Source organism: Litoribrevibacter euphylliae (assembly GCF_042646085.1).
In the GTDB taxonomy this organism is placed as follows: Bacteria; Pseudomonadota; Gammaproteobacteria; order Pseudomonadales; family Litoribrevibacteraceae; genus Litoribrevibacter; species Litoribrevibacter euphylliae.
This window is the reverse complement of the sequence record NZ_JBHRSZ010000002.1, coordinates 569,901-586,055: the sequence shown is the minus strand read 5'-3', so window position 1 is coordinate 586,055 and position 16,155 is coordinate 569,901. Positions and strand designations below refer to the sequence as shown.

At 43.7% G+C, this 16,155-nt stretch carries 17 protein-coding genes; 16 read left to right on the top strand and 1 reads right to left on the bottom strand.

Translation table 11 applies throughout. The features are described 5' to 3' along the window. Window positions 1–109: 109 nt before the first annotated feature. The 3 genes from ACFOEK_RS04350 (at window position 110) to ACFOEK_RS04340 (ending at window position 2,759) form a co-directional block, all read left to right on the top strand. A complete protein-coding gene (locus tag ACFOEK_RS04350) occupies window positions 110–676 on the top strand; it encodes a PepSY domain-containing protein (protein ID WP_386716705.1) in 567 nt (188 codons plus the stop codon). A 57-nt stretch (window positions 677–733) separates the two neighbouring features. After that, window positions 734–1,417 carry a response regulator transcription factor gene (locus ACFOEK_RS04345; protein WP_386716702.1) on the top strand — a complete coding sequence of 228 codons (684 nt, stop codon included), beginning with the start codon at window positions 734–736 and terminating at the stop codon, window positions 1,415–1,417. 88 nt (window positions 1,418–1,505) lie between these two features. After that, the gene (locus ACFOEK_RS04340; protein ID WP_386716699.1) at window positions 1,506–2,759 is read left to right on the top strand and encodes a sensor histidine kinase; all 1,254 of its coding nucleotides are present in this window, start codon (window positions 1,506–1,508) and stop codon (window positions 2,757–2,759) included. Window positions 2,760–2,865: 106 nt separating this feature from the next. On the opposite strand, the gene ACFOEK_RS04335 is transcribed toward ACFOEK_RS04340, so the two are convergent. After that, entirely contained in the window at window positions 2,866–3,615 is a 750-nt protein-coding gene (locus tag ACFOEK_RS04335) for an inositol monophosphatase family protein (RefSeq protein ID WP_386716697.1), read from the bottom strand. 264 nt (window positions 3,616–3,879) lie between these two features. Here ACFOEK_RS04335 and trmJ point away from each other — a divergent pair, with 264 nt between their 5' ends. The 13 genes from trmJ to ACFOEK_RS04270 all read left to right on the top strand — a co-directional run bounded on the left by trmJ (window position 3,880) and on the right by ACFOEK_RS04270 (window position 16,084). Then, entirely contained in the window at window positions 3,880–4,656 is a 777-nt protein-coding gene (trmJ, locus tag ACFOEK_RS04330) for a tRNA (cytosine(32)/uridine(32)-2'-O)-methyltransferase TrmJ (protein WP_386716694.1), read from the top strand. Between the two features lie 288 nt (window positions 4,657–4,944). After that, entirely contained in the window at window positions 4,945–5,763 is an 819-nt protein-coding gene (gene cysE / locus ACFOEK_RS04325) for a serine O-acetyltransferase (RefSeq protein WP_386716691.1), read from the top strand. Between the two features lie 281 nt (window positions 5,764–6,044). Then, window positions 6,045–6,521, top strand: coding sequence for a Fe-S cluster assembly transcriptional regulator IscR (gene iscR / locus ACFOEK_RS04320; RefSeq protein WP_386716688.1), 477 nt, complete (start codon window positions 6,045–6,047; stop codon window positions 6,519–6,521). 134 nt (window positions 6,522–6,655) lie between these two features. Next, entirely contained in the window at window positions 6,656–7,819 is a 1,164-nt protein-coding gene (locus ACFOEK_RS04315) for an IscS subfamily cysteine desulfurase (protein ID WP_386716685.1), read from the top strand. Between the two features lie 140 nt (window positions 7,820–7,959). Next, complete coding sequence (sufB, locus tag ACFOEK_RS04310) at window positions 7,960–9,396, top strand: Fe-S cluster assembly protein SufB (RefSeq protein ID WP_386716682.1); 1,437 nt, start codon at window positions 7,960–7,962, stop codon at window positions 9,394–9,396. Further along, window positions 9,396–10,178, top strand: a complete 783-nt coding sequence (gene sufC, locus ACFOEK_RS04305; RefSeq protein ID WP_449280221.1) for a Fe-S cluster assembly ATPase SufC — start codon at window positions 9,396–9,398, stop codon at window positions 10,176–10,178. Before sufB ends, sufC begins: the two co-directional genes overlap by 1 nt. Before the next feature lie 3 nt (window positions 10,179–10,181). Beyond that, window positions 10,182–11,555, top strand: coding sequence for a Fe-S cluster assembly protein SufD (sufD, locus tag ACFOEK_RS04300; RefSeq protein ID WP_386716676.1), 1,374 nt, complete (start codon window positions 10,182–10,184; stop codon window positions 11,553–11,555). After that, window positions 11,552–12,814 (top strand): SufS family cysteine desulfurase, encoded by a 1,263-nt coding sequence (locus ACFOEK_RS04295; protein ID WP_386716673.1) that lies wholly within the window; start codon window positions 11,552–11,554, stop codon window positions 12,812–12,814. The genes sufD and ACFOEK_RS04295 overlap by 4 nt, the downstream gene beginning before the upstream one ends. 89 nt (window positions 12,815–12,903) lie before the next feature. Then, window positions 12,904–13,257 carry a HesB/IscA family protein gene (locus ACFOEK_RS04290; RefSeq protein WP_386716670.1) on the top strand — a complete coding sequence of 118 codons (354 nt, stop codon included), beginning with the start codon at window positions 12,904–12,906 and terminating at the stop codon, window positions 13,255–13,257. 45 nt (window positions 13,258–13,302) lie between these two features. Further along, the gene (sufT, locus tag ACFOEK_RS04285; protein ID WP_386716667.1) at window positions 13,303–13,836 is read left to right on the top strand and encodes a putative Fe-S cluster assembly protein SufT; all 534 of its coding nucleotides are present in this window, start codon (window positions 13,303–13,305) and stop codon (window positions 13,834–13,836) included. A gap of 100 nt (window positions 13,837–13,936) precedes the next feature. Next, window positions 13,937–14,362, top strand: coding sequence for a SufE family protein (locus tag ACFOEK_RS04280; RefSeq protein ID WP_386716664.1), 426 nt, complete (start codon window positions 13,937–13,939; stop codon window positions 14,360–14,362). A 185-nt stretch (window positions 14,363–14,547) separates the two neighbouring features. Then, window positions 14,548–15,351: a mechanosensitive ion channel family protein gene (locus tag ACFOEK_RS04275; RefSeq protein ID WP_386716661.1), complete on the top strand. Its 804-nt coding sequence runs from the start codon at window positions 14,548–14,550 to the stop codon at window positions 15,349–15,351. A 289-nt stretch (window positions 15,352–15,640) separates the two neighbouring features. Next, window positions 15,641–16,084: a chemotaxis protein CheW gene (locus ACFOEK_RS04270; protein WP_386716658.1), complete on the top strand. Its 444-nt coding sequence runs from the start codon at window positions 15,641–15,643 to the stop codon at window positions 16,082–16,084. Window positions 16,085–16,155: the final 71 nt, after the last annotated feature.

Below are 16,155 nucleotides of genomic sequence, written 5' to 3'. Positions count from 1 at the left end.
ATTAAAGAGCATGAATTTTTTTTAATCTTGTCTCCATCCGGAGGTTAATGCTCCAAACGTACACTGACCTTGTCATTAAGTTACCAGGAATAAAAAGATGAATAGATTAATGAATAAGGTATCAGTACTGTTGATTTCTGTTCCTACCATGTTGGCGACGGTGTCGTTTTCAGTGGCAGCCAATGCCGATGAAGCGGCCGAGTTGATTCACATGAAGCGCTCTAATCTGAGTATTGAGCCGGCTTTGGTTGCAATCAGCGACAAGTTTCCTGGACAAATAAACGAAGTTGAGTTGGATGATCATAAGAACCAGTTTGTCTATGAAGCTGAAGTGGTAAATCTCAGCGAAGGTAAGCTGCATGAAGTGGTGTATAACCCTTTAACAGGTATGGTTGAACTAAAAGAAACGGAGAATATATCTCTGTTGGGCTTTAATCGCTTTGATGATGAAGAGCTAAAGGCCTTGAAATCTATGGATGCAAAACAGTTTTCTTTGCTTGGGCAGTTGGCAAAAGTGAAGCAAAGTCACCCTGGATTGGTAAGAGAAGTAGAACTAGAGAATGAAAAAGGCGTTTCGTATTACAAAATCAAGCTGATGTCTCCGGACGGCGTTCGTAAAAAGGTGATTCTGGATACAGAGAATGGCGAAATGATTCCGGTGATGGATCGGGATTAGTGATTTGATTGCAACGGCTGTGAAGGCAAGGGTTGTTAAGGGCATAAGATAGGTTACATGAAGATACTGGTTGTTGAAGATGACAAAACCACGCGTGAGTTTTTACAGCAAGCGCTAACGGAACAAGGCTATTTGGTCGAAGTGGCGGCCGATGGTCAGGATGGCCTATTTCAGGCAATGGAGTTGGAATTTGATCTCATTATTCTTGATCGCATGTTACCGAAAATGGATGGTTTAACCGTTCTGCAGGCGTTGCGTTCCAGTGAACGATCTGTCCCCGTGTTGATCCTAAGTGCCTTGGACAGTGTTGATGAACGAGTGAAAGGGTTGAAGCAAGGTGGCGATGATTACCTAGTAAAACCCTTTGCACTGGCTGAGTTATTAGCGCGTGTCGAGATTCTAATTCGTCGAAATGATGTTTCGTCATCTGCACAACAAGTTACTGAGCTGGTGTTGAAAAATCTCAAGCTCGATTTGTTATCGCATAAGCTGGTTGTACAGGATGATGAGATCGAATTGCAGCCGAAAGAGTTTCAGCTATTGAAGTATTTGCTGGAACATCAAAATCAAGTAGTTACTCGAACCATGTTGTTTGAAGCAGTGTGGAATTATCAGTTTGATCCGCAAACCAATGTCATTGATGTTCATGTCGCCCGGTTGCGTAAGAAGCTGGCCGCAGCAGGTTGTGTAGTTGAAATAGATACTGTCCGAGGAGTAGGCTATCGTCTTTCCTCTGACTAAACGGGCGCTGAGAAATCTACAAACGAATTCTATTTGGCGGCTTACCATTCTTTATACTTTCATCACTACATTCTTGGTTACTGTGGTGATGTCGGCCGTTTACTATTTTAGTGTTGGGCAGGTTGTTCGTGCTCAAGAGCGAAATTTTACTGAAGCCGTCCTGCAACACCGATTGCTATCGACACAACTGTCGCTTGAGGATTATAAGCTTCAATTTACGCCTGAATATCAGCTGTCGGATGTCATGAGTCTGAGTTTCCAATGGACTGACTCAATGCATGATATTGTTGGTCGTTTATCTCATATTCCAAAAAACATTGCTTCATGCCCTTTGCTCTCCAAGTTTCCTGTGTATCAGGCACGTTACGATGCCATTGAGATTTTGACTGGGTGTACCATTCCTGCTCATGATGGTCGGGTATTAATCGCTCAAAACCGTCAAAAATTGGATCGTTGGGAGTCGCTGTTCAGACAGGCCAGTATTTTTACATTGTGTGCCACGGTTCTGTTTGGAAGTCTTTGCGGTTGGTGGTTTTCCCGAAAACTCATTCGTAAGGTGACCTTGTTTAATCATACGGTGACCAAAGTTGAGCAAGGTGACATGACCGCCAGAGTGCCGGAGAGTCATTACGGTGATGAATTTGATGAAATGGCTCAGCATACCAATCGGATGTTGAATCAGTTGGAAGCAACCTTTGAGACCATTCGGGGAACGACCGATGCCATTGCTCATGACTTAAGAACGCCGTTGAATCGAATGCGTTTGAAGTTAGAACGCTTGGTTTGCTTGCCTGACGGAAAGGTTAAAACCGATGAGTTGGCTGACGTGTTGTCTGAACTGGATTCGGTGCTCTCAACGTTTACTTCTATGTTAGAGCTAACCAAGTTAGAGAACGGACTTCTGGATACAGAGCTTGAGAGTGTTGATGTGCGTTCGGTAGTTGAAGATGCGTTGGAGTTAGTTGAACCATTAACTGAAGAGCATCAACAAACCTTAGTCCATCAATTAGAGTCTGTTTCGATTAAAGGCGATCGGAATCTACTGTTCCGAACTGTATATAACCTCTTGGATAATGCAGTTAAGTACGCTGGAGAAGGGGCCGAAATTGACGTTCAGTTAAGTGCCAATAAGTTAGTGGTTAGCGATACCGGGCCTGGAATTCCAGAGAATGATATTGAAAAAGCGTTTCAACGATTAGGGCGATTGGATTCGAGCCGGACTCAACAAGGTTATGGATTAGGGTTGTCGATTGTTAAAGCGATTTTAAATCAACAGGGTATGAGTATTGAATTGAAAGACAATAAGCCGGGTTTGAAAGTGGTGATTCATCTTTCTAAATAGAGCTTCGTGTCTTCGATCGACGCCTTTGGGGCATTCGGTTAGGTAAGAAATGAAAAAAGCGGGCTGATTAGCCCGCTTTTTTGTATTTCTAAGGGTAGAAATAGTCTTAATTTTTAAGCGACTGAACTACCTGCTTGAAGACGCGAGGACTGGCTACTAATGTATCGTCTCCAGGGCGTGGAGCGCCTTTCGAATCGCCAACCAAAGCGCCGGCTTCTTTAGCAATCAATACTGCTGCATCCAGCTTTGTTTTAGCACCTGTCACGATTGCTGCTTCTGCTTTACCTGAAGCCGCATAAGCCATCGCCAATAAAGGGCTGTCGATATCGCATAGTTGGTATGCGTTTTCTTTTAGTTTTTGAGCAACTTCGATGTTATTGCCATTCAGGAAGTTACCAGAAACCAGTTTTCCTGCGGCTGAGAAGTTATCTGAGAAGCGAATGCGACGACCATTGCTTTGAGCTCCGCGACCTTTTGAAGCCGTAAACTCTTCTAGCGTTGCTGGATTAATAATGACTGAATGTTCCGCAACATCGCGGAAATAATATGTAACAGCCAATGCATAGCTTGGAATCTGACGAATGTACTGTGTTTGAGAGTCTAGGATTTGAATTTCCCAGCGGTATTGAGCGGTACTGTCCCCAATCGCATCAAACTGACCTACAACGTAATGTTCGGGGTAGCTTTTTGCTAACAGGCGAATAATTTGTTGTTCTGCATGACGAAGATAGCTTGGCAGAATGGATGCAAGAGGTTTTCCTTCACGAATTTCGGAATCAAGACGATCCTGTCCAGACACAAGAGATTCAGCTGCACGACGAGCCGCGCGCAGGGCATTATTCAGGTATGGATGCATTGCGTATTCACCTGGTTGGTTAACAGTACTTTTAAAAGAGCGGAGTTTTATAAAAACTCGTGACCCGGCAAAATTTTGAGAGAAGAAAACGATTTAGCTCTCGTTTAGCATCTAGTTATGCTTAGTGCCTGATCAAAATTTGGGCGCATTATATCAGAAGCTTTGAAAAGGTCTAGCGACTTTCGAGTAAAGGTTTTTATTCGAATGTATCTTTGGATTTGTTACACTGTCCGGCTTCTTTTTTACCGCAGCAGGCCGAAAATCATGTCCAAATCTGATACTGAGATAGCTGAATTAAGTTTTGATCTGTTATCGAATGTTCGAGTGGTAATGGTTAACACAACACTGCCTGGTAATATTGGTTCTGCAGCACGTGCGATGAAAACCATGGGCTTATCGGATCTGGTGTTGGTTGATCCTAAGAAGCCGATTGATGAAGAAGCCATCGCACGTTCTTCGGGAGCTACGGATATTTTGGAAAGTGCAGTGCAAGTAAGCACTTTGGAGGAAGCCATTGAAGATTGTGGTTTGGTGATTGGAACCAGTGCTCGCTCGCGTAGCATTCCTTGGCCACTATTAAATCCTCGTCAATGTGCAGAACGTGCCGTACTGACATCTAAACGTCAAAAAGTTGCAATATTATTTGGTCGTGAGGATCGAGGATTGACCAACGAAGAGCTGGCGAAATGCCAGGCTCACGTACATATTCCAACGAATCCGGATTACAGCTCTCTGAATATTGCGTCGGCAATCCAGGTACTGTGTTATGAGTTGCGTATGGCGATCGAAACACAAGCGCAACCGGAGTCGGAGTTTTGGGGCGTTGAGTGGGATAAAGACCTAGCGTCTGCTCAAGAGTTGGATGGCTTTATCGATCATCTGGAATCCATCATGGTCACTACAGGGTTTTTGGATCCGGAGAATCCGCGCTATGTGATGACACGGTTGAGGCGTTTGTTTAATCGTAGTCTTCCGGATAAGGTCGAGATCAATGTGTTGAGGGGCATTTTGTCCTCGATCTCAAGAAAAATAGATCCTTAGTTATGTTCCATATAGCTTCTCAGCTAGTTTATTGCTGAATTAACTGAAGACTATGTGAACTTATTAATGACTGTGTACACTTATAAACAAAGTACATGTTGTTGTGCATGACGGCATTGCTGGTTTTTTTACTTGTTATGTTACGATGAAGTACAAAGGTTACTCACTTTAATGGCACTTTTTATGCGTTTATTAGTTCAACGATTTAATCTAAAGCAGCGATGTTGTTGCTCTTAATTCGACTGATTCATAGAAATAAATCATCAATTAAGAGTACTGGAGAACATAATGTTTAAACGTTTGAAAGAAGATATTCGTAGTGTTTTTGATCGTGACCCGGCAGCGCGAAACTCCTTCGAGATTCTGACTAATTACCCTGGGGTGCATGCCATTATTATGCACAGAGCAGCTCATGCTTTGTGGAAAAAAGACATGAAGCTGGTGGCGCGCAGTGTATCAACGGTAAGTCGCTTCTTTACCGGTATTGAAATTCACCCGGGTGCTACTATTGGTCGTCGTTTCTTTATTGATCACGGAATGGGTGTTGTGATCGGTGAGACCGCAGAAATTGGTGATGACGTAACGCTTTATCATGGTGTCACTTTAGGTGGTACAACTTGGAATAAGGGTAAGCGTCACCCAACGTTAGAAGATGGTGTGGTTGTTGGTGCGGGTGCAAAAGTGCTTGGTCCCATTACAGTGCATAAAGGGGCCAAGATCGGCTCGAATTCGGTTGTTACCAAAGAAGTGCCTGAAGGTGCGACCGCTATTGGTATTCCTGGTCGTATTATTCGTAAGCAGGATGAAACTACGGATGAAGCTGAGCGTAAGCGTAGGGCGATAGCTGAACGCATTGGTTTTGTTGCTTATGGAGAAACCCAGAACGTTAATGACCCTATTGCTCAATCCATTCGTGGTCTGTTAGATCATATTCTGGCGGTTGATCATAAGTTAGAGTCTATGTGCCAGGCGCTTGAAAAATTAGACAGCAATTACCATGACGAGGCTTTGCCTGAGCTGAATCCAGAGGATTTTGAAGGGGTGACCAGTGATGATAGTCCGTCGGATGTAGTTGCTGAAATATTGTCAGATGATAAACGGCGCTAAAACCGGTTATCGCTTCTTCCTTGCTCATGAAAGAGTGTGCAATTACGGGCGAGGAAGGAGTGGTTGTTTGTTCATTTCTATTTAGATAGTGACTTTTTCTCATCTCGCGAGTACAATGCGCGAAAAATTCCTTTCTGATTAAAAAGCCATCAAACGGCTTGTCTGTTATCCTTTCTACCTAAATAATACCTTAGTAAAATAGTATGTCTTTTACTTGACTCTTTTAGTCGGGTATTTCATAATGGCAACCACTCTCGTGAATTGTAATAGAGGTTGGTTCAATGCGTTTGACAACCAAAGGTCGTTATGCGGTAACGGCCATGCTTGACCTAGCGCTTCACGCCGAAAAAGGTCCTATTAGCCTGGCTGATATCTCTCAGCGCCAAGGTATTTCCCTTTCTTATCTAGAACAGTTGTTTGCTAAGCTGCGTCGAAACGGTTTGGTTAATAGCGTACGTGGCCCAGGTGGCGGTTATCGTCTAAGCCGTGATGGTTCTGAAATCTACGTTGCGCAAGTAATTGATGCGGTCAGTGAAACAGTAGATACCACGCGTTGTGGTGGTTCTGGTGGTTGTCAGGATGGAAGCTTGTGTTTAACGCATTATCTTTGGCAGGACTTGAGTGAGCAAATTCACGAGTTTTTAAGTGGTATTTCTTTGTCTCAGTTAGTAGCGAAAACTGAGGTTCGGGAAGTGGCTCAGAGACAAGACTTAAAACAGCGTCAGGATATGCTGGATAATATTATCACCTCTATGTAGGTTGTCCGGATATTGAATTTTAAGTGTTTTGAATTGTGAAAAACTTATAAATCGAAGGTAAAGAGTCGTTGTGTTAATAAGTACTTTCGCTAATTGTTTAGATGTTTTGCTTGTAGTTAAGGGTGTTTAGTTCAATGCGTACACCTATTTATATGGATTATGCTGCAACTGCGCCTGTTGATCCGCGTGTTGCTGAAAAAATGTGTGATTGTCTGACTTTGGAAGGCAATTTTGGTAATCCTGCGTCTCGTTCTCATAAATATGGTTGGTTAGCGGAAGAAGCGGTGGAAACAGCGCGAGGTCAAGTGGCTGACTTAATCAATGCTGATCCTCGTGAAATTGTCATTACATCCGGCGCAACAGAATCCGATAACCTGGCTCTAAAAGGTGTCGCGTATTTTCTTTCCTCTGAACTGGGGGGTGCTAAAGGTAAGCACATCATTACTTCTGCTTATGAACATAAAGCAGTACTTGATAGTTGTAATGCACTTGAAGCTGAAGGCTTTGAGGTTACATATGTTAAGCCAACTTCAGATGGACTGATTTCTCCCTCCGATATTGAGGCCGCAATAAGGCCTGACACGATTTTAGTTTCCGTAATGCATGTTAATAACGAACTGGGTGTCATCAACGACATTGCTGCGATTGGTCAGCTTTGTCGTGCTCGTTCTGTTCTGTTTCATGTGGATGCGGCCCAAAGCGTTGGTAAAATTGCTGTAGATGTTAAATCTATGAATGTGGATTTGGTATCGATTTCTGCGCACAAAATGTACGGCCCGAAAGGTATCGGGTGTTTGTTCGTTCGACGTGATCCCAACGTTAAAATTTCTGCTCAGATTCATGGCGGCGGCCATGAACGAGGTATGCGTTCAGGAACCTTGGCGACTCATCAAATTGTCGGTATGGGTGAGGCAGCAGCAATTGCGTCCAGAGAGTTGGATCAGGAAGTTGAATATCTTACAGGCTTGCGTGACAAATTGTGGGCTGGTTTTCAGCAGCTTGAAGGTGTGATGGTGAATGGCACTCTCGAACATCATATTCCAGGTATTTTGAATGTTAGCTTTGCTGGAGTTGATGGTGAAACACTGTTGATGTCATTGCATGATATTGCTGTGAGCACTGGTTCAGCGTGTACATCGGCGACAGTTGAGCCTTCATATGTGTTGAAAACCCTTGGCTTAAATGATGAGTTGGCTCATGCCTCTATTCGTTTCTCGATTGGGCGTTTTACCACAGAAGAAGAAATTGATTACACCGTTAACAAGGTTGTTGAGGTGGTTAATCGCTTGAAAGGTTGAGTGATTAGCAAGGGCTGAAGTATTGGTCCAGCAGGACGTTTACATTTATTAAATATATTACATACAGATTGTTTTTAACTTGGTTTGCCGGGATTAAAAACAACGCTTGATTAGGAATCCCTGTTGAGGGGAGTAGTTTGATGACTGAAGAAATTAACGAGTTAATCAAAAATGAATACGAAGCTGGCTTTGTGACAGACATTGAGTCTGAAACGTTGCCGCCGGGTATCAATGAAGATGTTATTCGTTTTATCTCCAAGAAGAAAAACGAACCAGAATGGTTGCTGGAATGGCGCTTGAAAGCCTTTAACATCTGGAAAGAAATGGACGAGCCGACATGGGCTCATGTTCATTACCCGGAAATTGATTTCCAGGCTGTCTCTTACTACTCCGCGCCAAAGAGCATGGATGATAAGCCGAAGAGCTTGGATGAAGTTGATCCGGAATTACTTCGCACCTATGAAAAACTAGGTATTCCTCTGCATGAGCAAGAGATACTTGCGGGTGTTGCGGTGGATGTGGTGTTTGATTCGGTTTCTGTTGCAACCACGTTCCGCGAAAAGTTGAAAGAAGCGGGCGTGATCTTTATGCCAATCAGCGAAGCGGTACATGAGCACCCTGAGTTAGTGAAGAAATACATGGGTAGCGTGGTTCCTCAAAAAGATAACTATTACGCAGCGCTCAACAGTGCTGTATTTAGTGACGGTTCTTTTGTTTATATCCCGAAAGGCGTTCGTTGCCCGATGGAATTATCCACATACTTCCGTATTAACGAGCAGAATACTGGTCAGTTTGAGCGTACTCTGATTGTTGCGGAAGAAGGAAGTCACGTAAGTTATCTGGAAGGTTGTACTGCGCCAATGCGTGATGAGAATCAGCTTCACGCGGCAGTGGTTGAGTTAGTTGCGTTAGATAATGCTGAAATTAAGTATTCTACCGTTCAGAACTGGTATCCAGGTGATGCAGAAGGCAAAGGCGGTATCTACAATTTCGTAACTAAGCGTGGTGTCTGCCATACCAACGCTAAGATTTCATGGACTCAGGTTGAAACCGGTTCGGCGGTGACCTGGAAGTACCCAAGCTGTGTACTGAAAGGTGATAACAGCATCGGTGAGTTCTATTCCGTTGCTTTGACGAATAACTTCCAGCAAGCGGATACCGGTACCAAGATGATTCACTTGGGTAAAAATACCAAGTCGACCATTATCTCAAAAGGTATTTCAGCGGGTAAAAGTCAAAACGCCTATCGCGGTTTGGTTCGTATGAACCCGGGTGCCGAAGGCGCTCGAAACTATACGCAATGTGATTCCTTGTTGATCGGTGACAAGTGTGGGGCTCATACCTTCCCATACATTGAAAGCAAGCACCCAAGTGCCGTGGTTGAACACGAAGCGACGACCTCAAAAGTAAGTGATGATCAGTTGTTCTTATGTCAGCAGCGTGGCATTGATGTGGAAAAAGCCGTTTCCATGATTGTTAACGGTTTCTGTAAAGAAGTATTCAAAGAGCTACCTATGGAATTCGCGGTTGAAGCAGGCAAGTTGCTTGAAGTCAGCCTTGAAGGTTCCGTGGGTTAATCTGGTTTGATGAAGAGATAGAGAGATTATTAATGTTAACCATTAAAGATTTACAGGCAAAAGTAGAAGATAAAGACATTCTTAAAGGTCTGAATCTGGACATCAAACCAGGCGAAGTTCATGCGATCATGGGGCCTAACGGTGCCGGTAAAAGTACCTTGGGTAATGTACTTTCAGGTCGCGAAGGTTATGAAGTGACTGGCGGTTCAGTTCAGTTCTTAGGCAAAGATCTGTTGGATATGGAACCTGAAGAACGTGCTCGTGAAGGTTTGTTTCTTGCGTTTCAATATCCGGTTGAGATCCCAGGTGTATCCAACCTTGAGTTCTTGAAAGCGTCTGTTGATGCGGTTCGTGAGCATCGTGGTCAGGAGCCGATGGACTCTGTGAGCTTTATGAAGCTTGCTCGTGAAAAATGTAAAGCAGTTAACCTTGATCAGAACTTCCTTAAACGTGGCGTGAACGAAGGTTTCTCCGGTGGTGAGAAAAAGCGTAATGAAATTATGCAGATGATGTTGCTTGAGCCGTCAGTTTGTATTCTTGACGAAACTGACTCAGGCTTGGATATCGATGCCTTGCAAGTGGTTGCGGATGGAGTGAATTCTCAGCGTAGCCCGGATCGCTCATTTATCGTAGTGACTCACTACCAGCGTCTGCTTGATTATATTGTTCCTGATTATGTTCATGTATTGGCAGGCGGAAAGATTGTTAAGTCTGGCGGCAAAGAGCTGGCACTTGAGCTAGAAGAGAAAGGTTATAGCTGGATTGACGAAGAGGTCGCGTAAGTCATGACAGAAGCGTTAAATCAAACATTCGATTATGCAGCTCAAGCCGCTCAGTTTGCTGAGCAAACGTCTGCGCCTGCGTGGTTGGATTCTTTAAAGGCTGAAGGCATTAAAGCGTTTGGCGAGCATGCTTGGCCAACACGTAAAACAGAGCATTGGAAATACACTAATTTATCTGCGTTAACCAAAGCTAACTTTGCTCAAGTAGCTCCTGCGAACTCAACCGACTTGTCGGCGGATATTGCTAAGCCTTTGTACGAAATTGAAGGTTTGAATGCGGCTCAGTTGGTTTTTGTAAATGGTGTTTTTAACAGCTCGTTATCGTCAGGTATTGATGCATTAACTGCCTCAGGTTCAGTTGAAGTAGTTCGTTTCTCAGATGCGAATGAAGCGCAGCAGAAAGCGATTCATTCCCAACTTGGCTCAATCACACTAAACGATCAGCACATGTTCAGTGCTCTAAATGCTGGGCAACTGGAAGACGGTGTGTTTGTTCGTTTCGTTAAGAACAAGAAAACGGAAACGCCTTTGCAGGTTGTGCATTTGACGACTGCTCAGGATCAAGCGTTTTCAGTAAATGCCCGACTTTTGGTGGTGTCTGAAACCGGTTCACAGGGTGTTGTGGTAGAGAGCTTTGTTTCTGATAAAGCCTCGCAGACTGCATTGGTGAATAGCCTGACGGAATGTAAGTTGGAAGATAACGCCAAGTTATTCCACTACCGTTTGCAGCTTGAACAAGAAGACATCATTCATCTTGGTGGTATGCATGTTGAGCAACAGGCCTCCAGTCAGCTAGAGAGTTTTCATGTTGGCTTGGGTGGTAAGGTTAAGCGTGTTGATATAGTAGTAAATCACGAAGGCGCTGGTGCGCATTGCGATCTGAAAGGTGTCTACCTTCCGCAGAATAATCAGCACATTGATTACCATACCTGTATTGAGCATAAGGTTCCGCATTGCACAACGGATGAAGTATTCCGGGGTATTATTGCTGATCAGGCAAAAGCGGTGTTTAACGGCCGTATTCATATTCATCCTGATGCGCAGAAGACCTTGGCTGAATTGAATAACCGTAACTTGTTGCTTTCCAACAAAGCGGAAATCAATACCAAACCTGAGTTAGAAATTTATGCGGATGACGTGCGTTGTGCGCATGGTGCAACCATTGCTCAGTTAGATGAAAAGGCCATGAGTTATATGTTATCTCGTGGTATCTCTCGTCAAGAAGCGGAAGTGATGTTGAGCTTTGGATTCATCAATGAGTTGTTGGATGATTTGGCTCATCACTCGATTCAAGAAAAACTTCGTCCGATTTTGGCTAGTTTGTTTGATAAAGGGCCATTTGGTAAAGACGAGTCGTTAACAAGGCATATTGTATGACAACGAGTGTTGCAGAAACTGTAGCTGTTGAGGCACACAAAGGATTTGATGTTGATTTGATTCGAAAGGATTTTCCTATCTTGGATCAAGAGGTCAATGGTCATCCGTTGGTGTATCTGGACAATGCAGCAACGACTCAAAAGCCTCAGGCTGTAATTGATGCTTTAGCGGCTTACTATCAAGCGGATAATTCTAATGTTCATCGCGGTGCTCATACTTTGAGTGATCGCGCCACACAAGCGTTTGAAGATGCTCGTGTGGTGGTTCAGAAGTTCTTAAACGCATCTGCGTCGGAAGAAATCATCTGGACCCGCGGGACGACTGAAGGCATTAACTTGGTTGCTCAGACTTATGGGCGAGCAAATGTACAAGCGGGCGACAACGTTATTATCTCGGCGATGGAGCATCACTCTAATATCGTGCCTTGGCAGATGTTGTGTGAGCAATCGGGAGCAGAGTTACGTGTTATTCCGGTTAATGATAAAGGTGAGCTGCAGTTTGAGGAATTTCTGAAACTGTTGGATGATCGCACTAAGTTAGTTTCCGTTGTTCATGTCTCCAATGCTTTGGGTAGCATTAACCCGGTTGAAGACATTATTGAAGCGGCTCATAAACTCAATGCCAAAGTCTTGGTTGATGGTGCGCAAGCGGTAGCGCATTGGACGATTGATGTGCAGGCATTGGATTGTGATTTCTATGTGTTCTCCGGGCATAAGCTTTATGGCCCAACAGGCATCGGCGCTTTGTACGGTAAGAAAGCGTTGCTTGATGCAATGCCACCGTATCAATTTGGCGGTGAGATGATCGAGCAGGTGAGCTTTACAGGCACTACCTTCAATAAGCTTCCGTATAAATATGAAGCGGGAACACCAAACATTGCGGGTGCTGTTGGTTTGGCTGCAGCAATTCATTATCTTGAATCGCTCGATCGTGAGTCGTTAATTGCTCATGAAGATGCATTGTTAGCACATGCGCAAACGCGCGCTGCAGAAATTCCTGAGATTCAGTTAATAGGCACGGCTGAGAAGAAAGTGAGTGTCATGAGCTTCCTAATTAAAGGTGCTCATCCGCATGATGTGGGGACATTGTTGGATCAGCAGGGCGTTGCGGTTCGTACGGGGCATCACTGTGCTATGCCGATTATGGAGCAATATTGCATTCCCGGCACGGTGCGTGCGTCTTTCACTTTTTACAACACCATTGAAGAAGTGGATGCTTTATTCGATGCGATTAACAAAGTGAAAATGTTCCTGCTGTAAGTGATTAAATCAGGACGATTAGCTTATGATCTTCCTGATCTGTTTTATGCAATTCAATGACATCACAATTAAATTAGAGATAGATATCAATGACGGTTGAATCATTTAATCCGGACGACGCTGTACTAACCATTACCGCTGCTGCTGCCAAGCATTTGGCGGGACAGATTGAGCGTACTAAGTCTGCAGGCATTCGTTTAGCGGTCAATGAGAGTGGTTGTTCAGGGTTTATGTATGAACTGAACTTAACCTCTGATGTGCCAGCAGGGGACAAGGTCTTTAATTTGGCGGATGGTGTTACTCTTTATGTGGCGGTCGATGCCTTGCCTATGGTTCAGGGGACGGAAATTGACTACCACACGGAAGGCCTTAACAGCACCATTAAGTTCAACAATCCGAATGCTAAAGCGCTTTGTGGTTGTGGCGAAAGCTTCACTGTTTAATACAGCGTGATTCCTTCCATCTTTGATTTAACATAGGTAGTAGATATGGAACGTAGAATGGTTGCCACTGTTAGGGACTGTCCAGCGCGTTTGGTTCCTGCAGGTACAAAGATTAGTATTCCATCTGGTACCTTTGTGACCATCACACAAGCACTTGGCGGTAATTATACGGTAACAGTCAACGGTAATATGGCGCGTGTAGACGGTACTGATGCTGATGCTTTAGGTTTGATCGCAGAAGAGCTTGAGTTTGCTAATGTCAGTGATGATTCAATTCATGAAGATCATGTTTGGCAGGCGTTAAAAACGGTATTTGATCCTGAGATTCCAGTCAATTTGGTGGACTTAGGTTTGATCTATAACGTCACGATTGATCAGGATGCAAAGAAGGTTGTGATTGATATGACGCTTACTGCTCCGGGTTGTGGTATGGGGCCGGTTCTTGTCAGTGATGTGAAGTATCGTGTGGCTAAAGCTCCGAACGTTGACACCGTTGAAGTTGAGCTGGTATTTGATCCTCCATGGCATAGAGATATGATGAGTGAAGAGGCTCAACTGGAAACCGGAATGTTTTTTTAATTCATTGTAGTGTTTTCCTCTTTAGTGGCTTCACCCTTGATAAAGCAAAGAATAACAGGTTAAATGCGCGCTTTGTTTAGTCTTTGAACAGGTTTTTTGTATGTCTAATCCCTTTGGAACTGAAATTACTCCGGAAGAAATTGTAGATACGCTGGGCTTCTTTGATAGTTGGGAAGACAGATATCGCTACATTATTGATCTTGGAAAACAGCTTCCTGAAATGGATGAAGCGAAGAAAACTGATGATCGAATTGTAAAAGGTTGTCAATCTCAGGTGTGGATTGATCACTGGCTTGAAGGTGACAAGATTATGTTGAGCGTAGACAGTGATGCTCACATTGTTCGTGGTTTGTTGGCTGTGGTCATGAGTGCGTATAACGGCAAAACGGCGGCGCAAGTGCTGGATTTTGATATCGAAGCCTTTTTCGGTGAGCTGGATTTGGTTAAGCATTTATCACCGACGCGTGGTAATGGTCTTCGTGCTATGGTTCAAAAAATTCGAGAATTGGCTGCTAGCTTAAGTTAATGTGTTGTTTGAGAGACGATTCAGACTCCACTCTAATAGACCAAGCAATATTTAAGTAGTTAGAAATCCCTGTCATTGTGCAGGGATTTTTTTTTGCCAGAGTTTTGAAGATTAGGGTGCGCTTTTTCAATACTTTTCTAAAATAGATGTTCAAATAATTCAAAATATTAAAGGAAGTTGATCGAATGGAAAGCTTTATTAACGAGTACATTTTGCCTTGGTCTTACAAGTTACTCATCGCAATCATTGTCTTTATCGTTGGTCGTATATTGGTGAAGGTGGTCATAGGCGCTGTACGCGGCGTAATGGGGCGTGCAAAAACCGATGAGATACTGATTAATTTCGTAAGCTCCATTCTTCAAATGTTATTGATGTTGGTTGTTGCGGTAGTCGCGCTTGATCAGCTGGGTGTCGATACGACTTCGCTTGTGGCTTTAGTGGGTGCTGCCGGATTGGCGGTAGGTTTGGCGTTAAAGGACTCGCTGCAAAATTTCGCTGCAGGGGTGATGCTTGTTCTATTTCGACCGTTTAAGACAGGTGACTTTGTTGAGATTGCTGGCGTTTCGGGGATTGTAGAAAAAATTACGATCTTCTCCACGTTGGTCCGGACAGGTGATAATAAAGAGGTGATTGTGCCTAATGGCGCGATTTATTCGGACACGATTGTTAATTATTCCGCAAGAGACACGCGTCGAATCGACTTAGTTGTTGGTGTTGATTATTCAGCGGATGTACGAGAGGTTAAGCGTGTGTTGGAAGGTATTCTACAAGCGCATCCTAGCGTGTTAAAAGATCCTGAGCCTGCCGTAGCTTTAGTTGAGCTGGGTGATAGCAGTGTTAACTTCAATGTTCGTCCTTGGGTGAAAACGGATGATTATTGGGGAGTGCGTGCTGAAATCTTGGAACAAGTGAAGCTGACTTTGGATGATAAGGGCATTGGTATTCCATTTCCTCAGATGGATGTCCATCTGTTTAAAGAGGGTGCTTAATAGAGCCTTTACCGATCTTTACTATTTCTTCCATTTTTCTTGCAAATTTGGTCGTTAGTATAGGTCTTGAAATCTGGGAACCCCAAGTTTCCTACCCTTCGTTTTTCAGGGCAACGCTGTTGCCCTGAGTTTTTTAATCTTCCTTTCTTGTTGCTATCATCCTGATTTTTAGCCTGAGTATGCTAGTATTTATGCTAATGTTTTTAGCTTTTTGTACGCTATAACATTTAATTGGTTAACGAATGATTCGTAGATTAGAGAAGATCAGCAGCTAAAGGCCCGGTTACAGATGAAGTGGATTACATTTTGTGTTGAAGACGAGGATTATTGTCATCAGGTAAGTTCAGTCAAGGAAGTACTTCGATATGAAGAGCCTGTTCCTGTTCCTGGAGCCCCGGACTTTGTTGCGGGTATTATTAATGTTCGTGGTGAGGTGATGGTGGTGTTGGATACCCGAACTATCATGGGCTTACCGCCATTCCAGATGACTGAAGCCAGTCGGATTATTTGCCTCGAACTTCCAGAAGGTAATTTCGGTTTGTTGGTTGATTCGGTATCAGAGATGATTGATTTTGAGGATTCTCAACTGGACAAGGGGGCACAACCTACCATTACTGGTTCGTCGATGATGATTAAGGGCACTTATAAAGACGAGAAGGGGCTTAAAATTGCCATTGATGTTGATACGTTTGTGGCTAACTACATTGAAGAGCGTCAAGCTGCGCTTGCGTGATCTTGTCTTTTACGAAAAAAGAGTCTGATGAGACTCTTTTTTTATGTCTGGATTTTTAATATCTGCAGTGA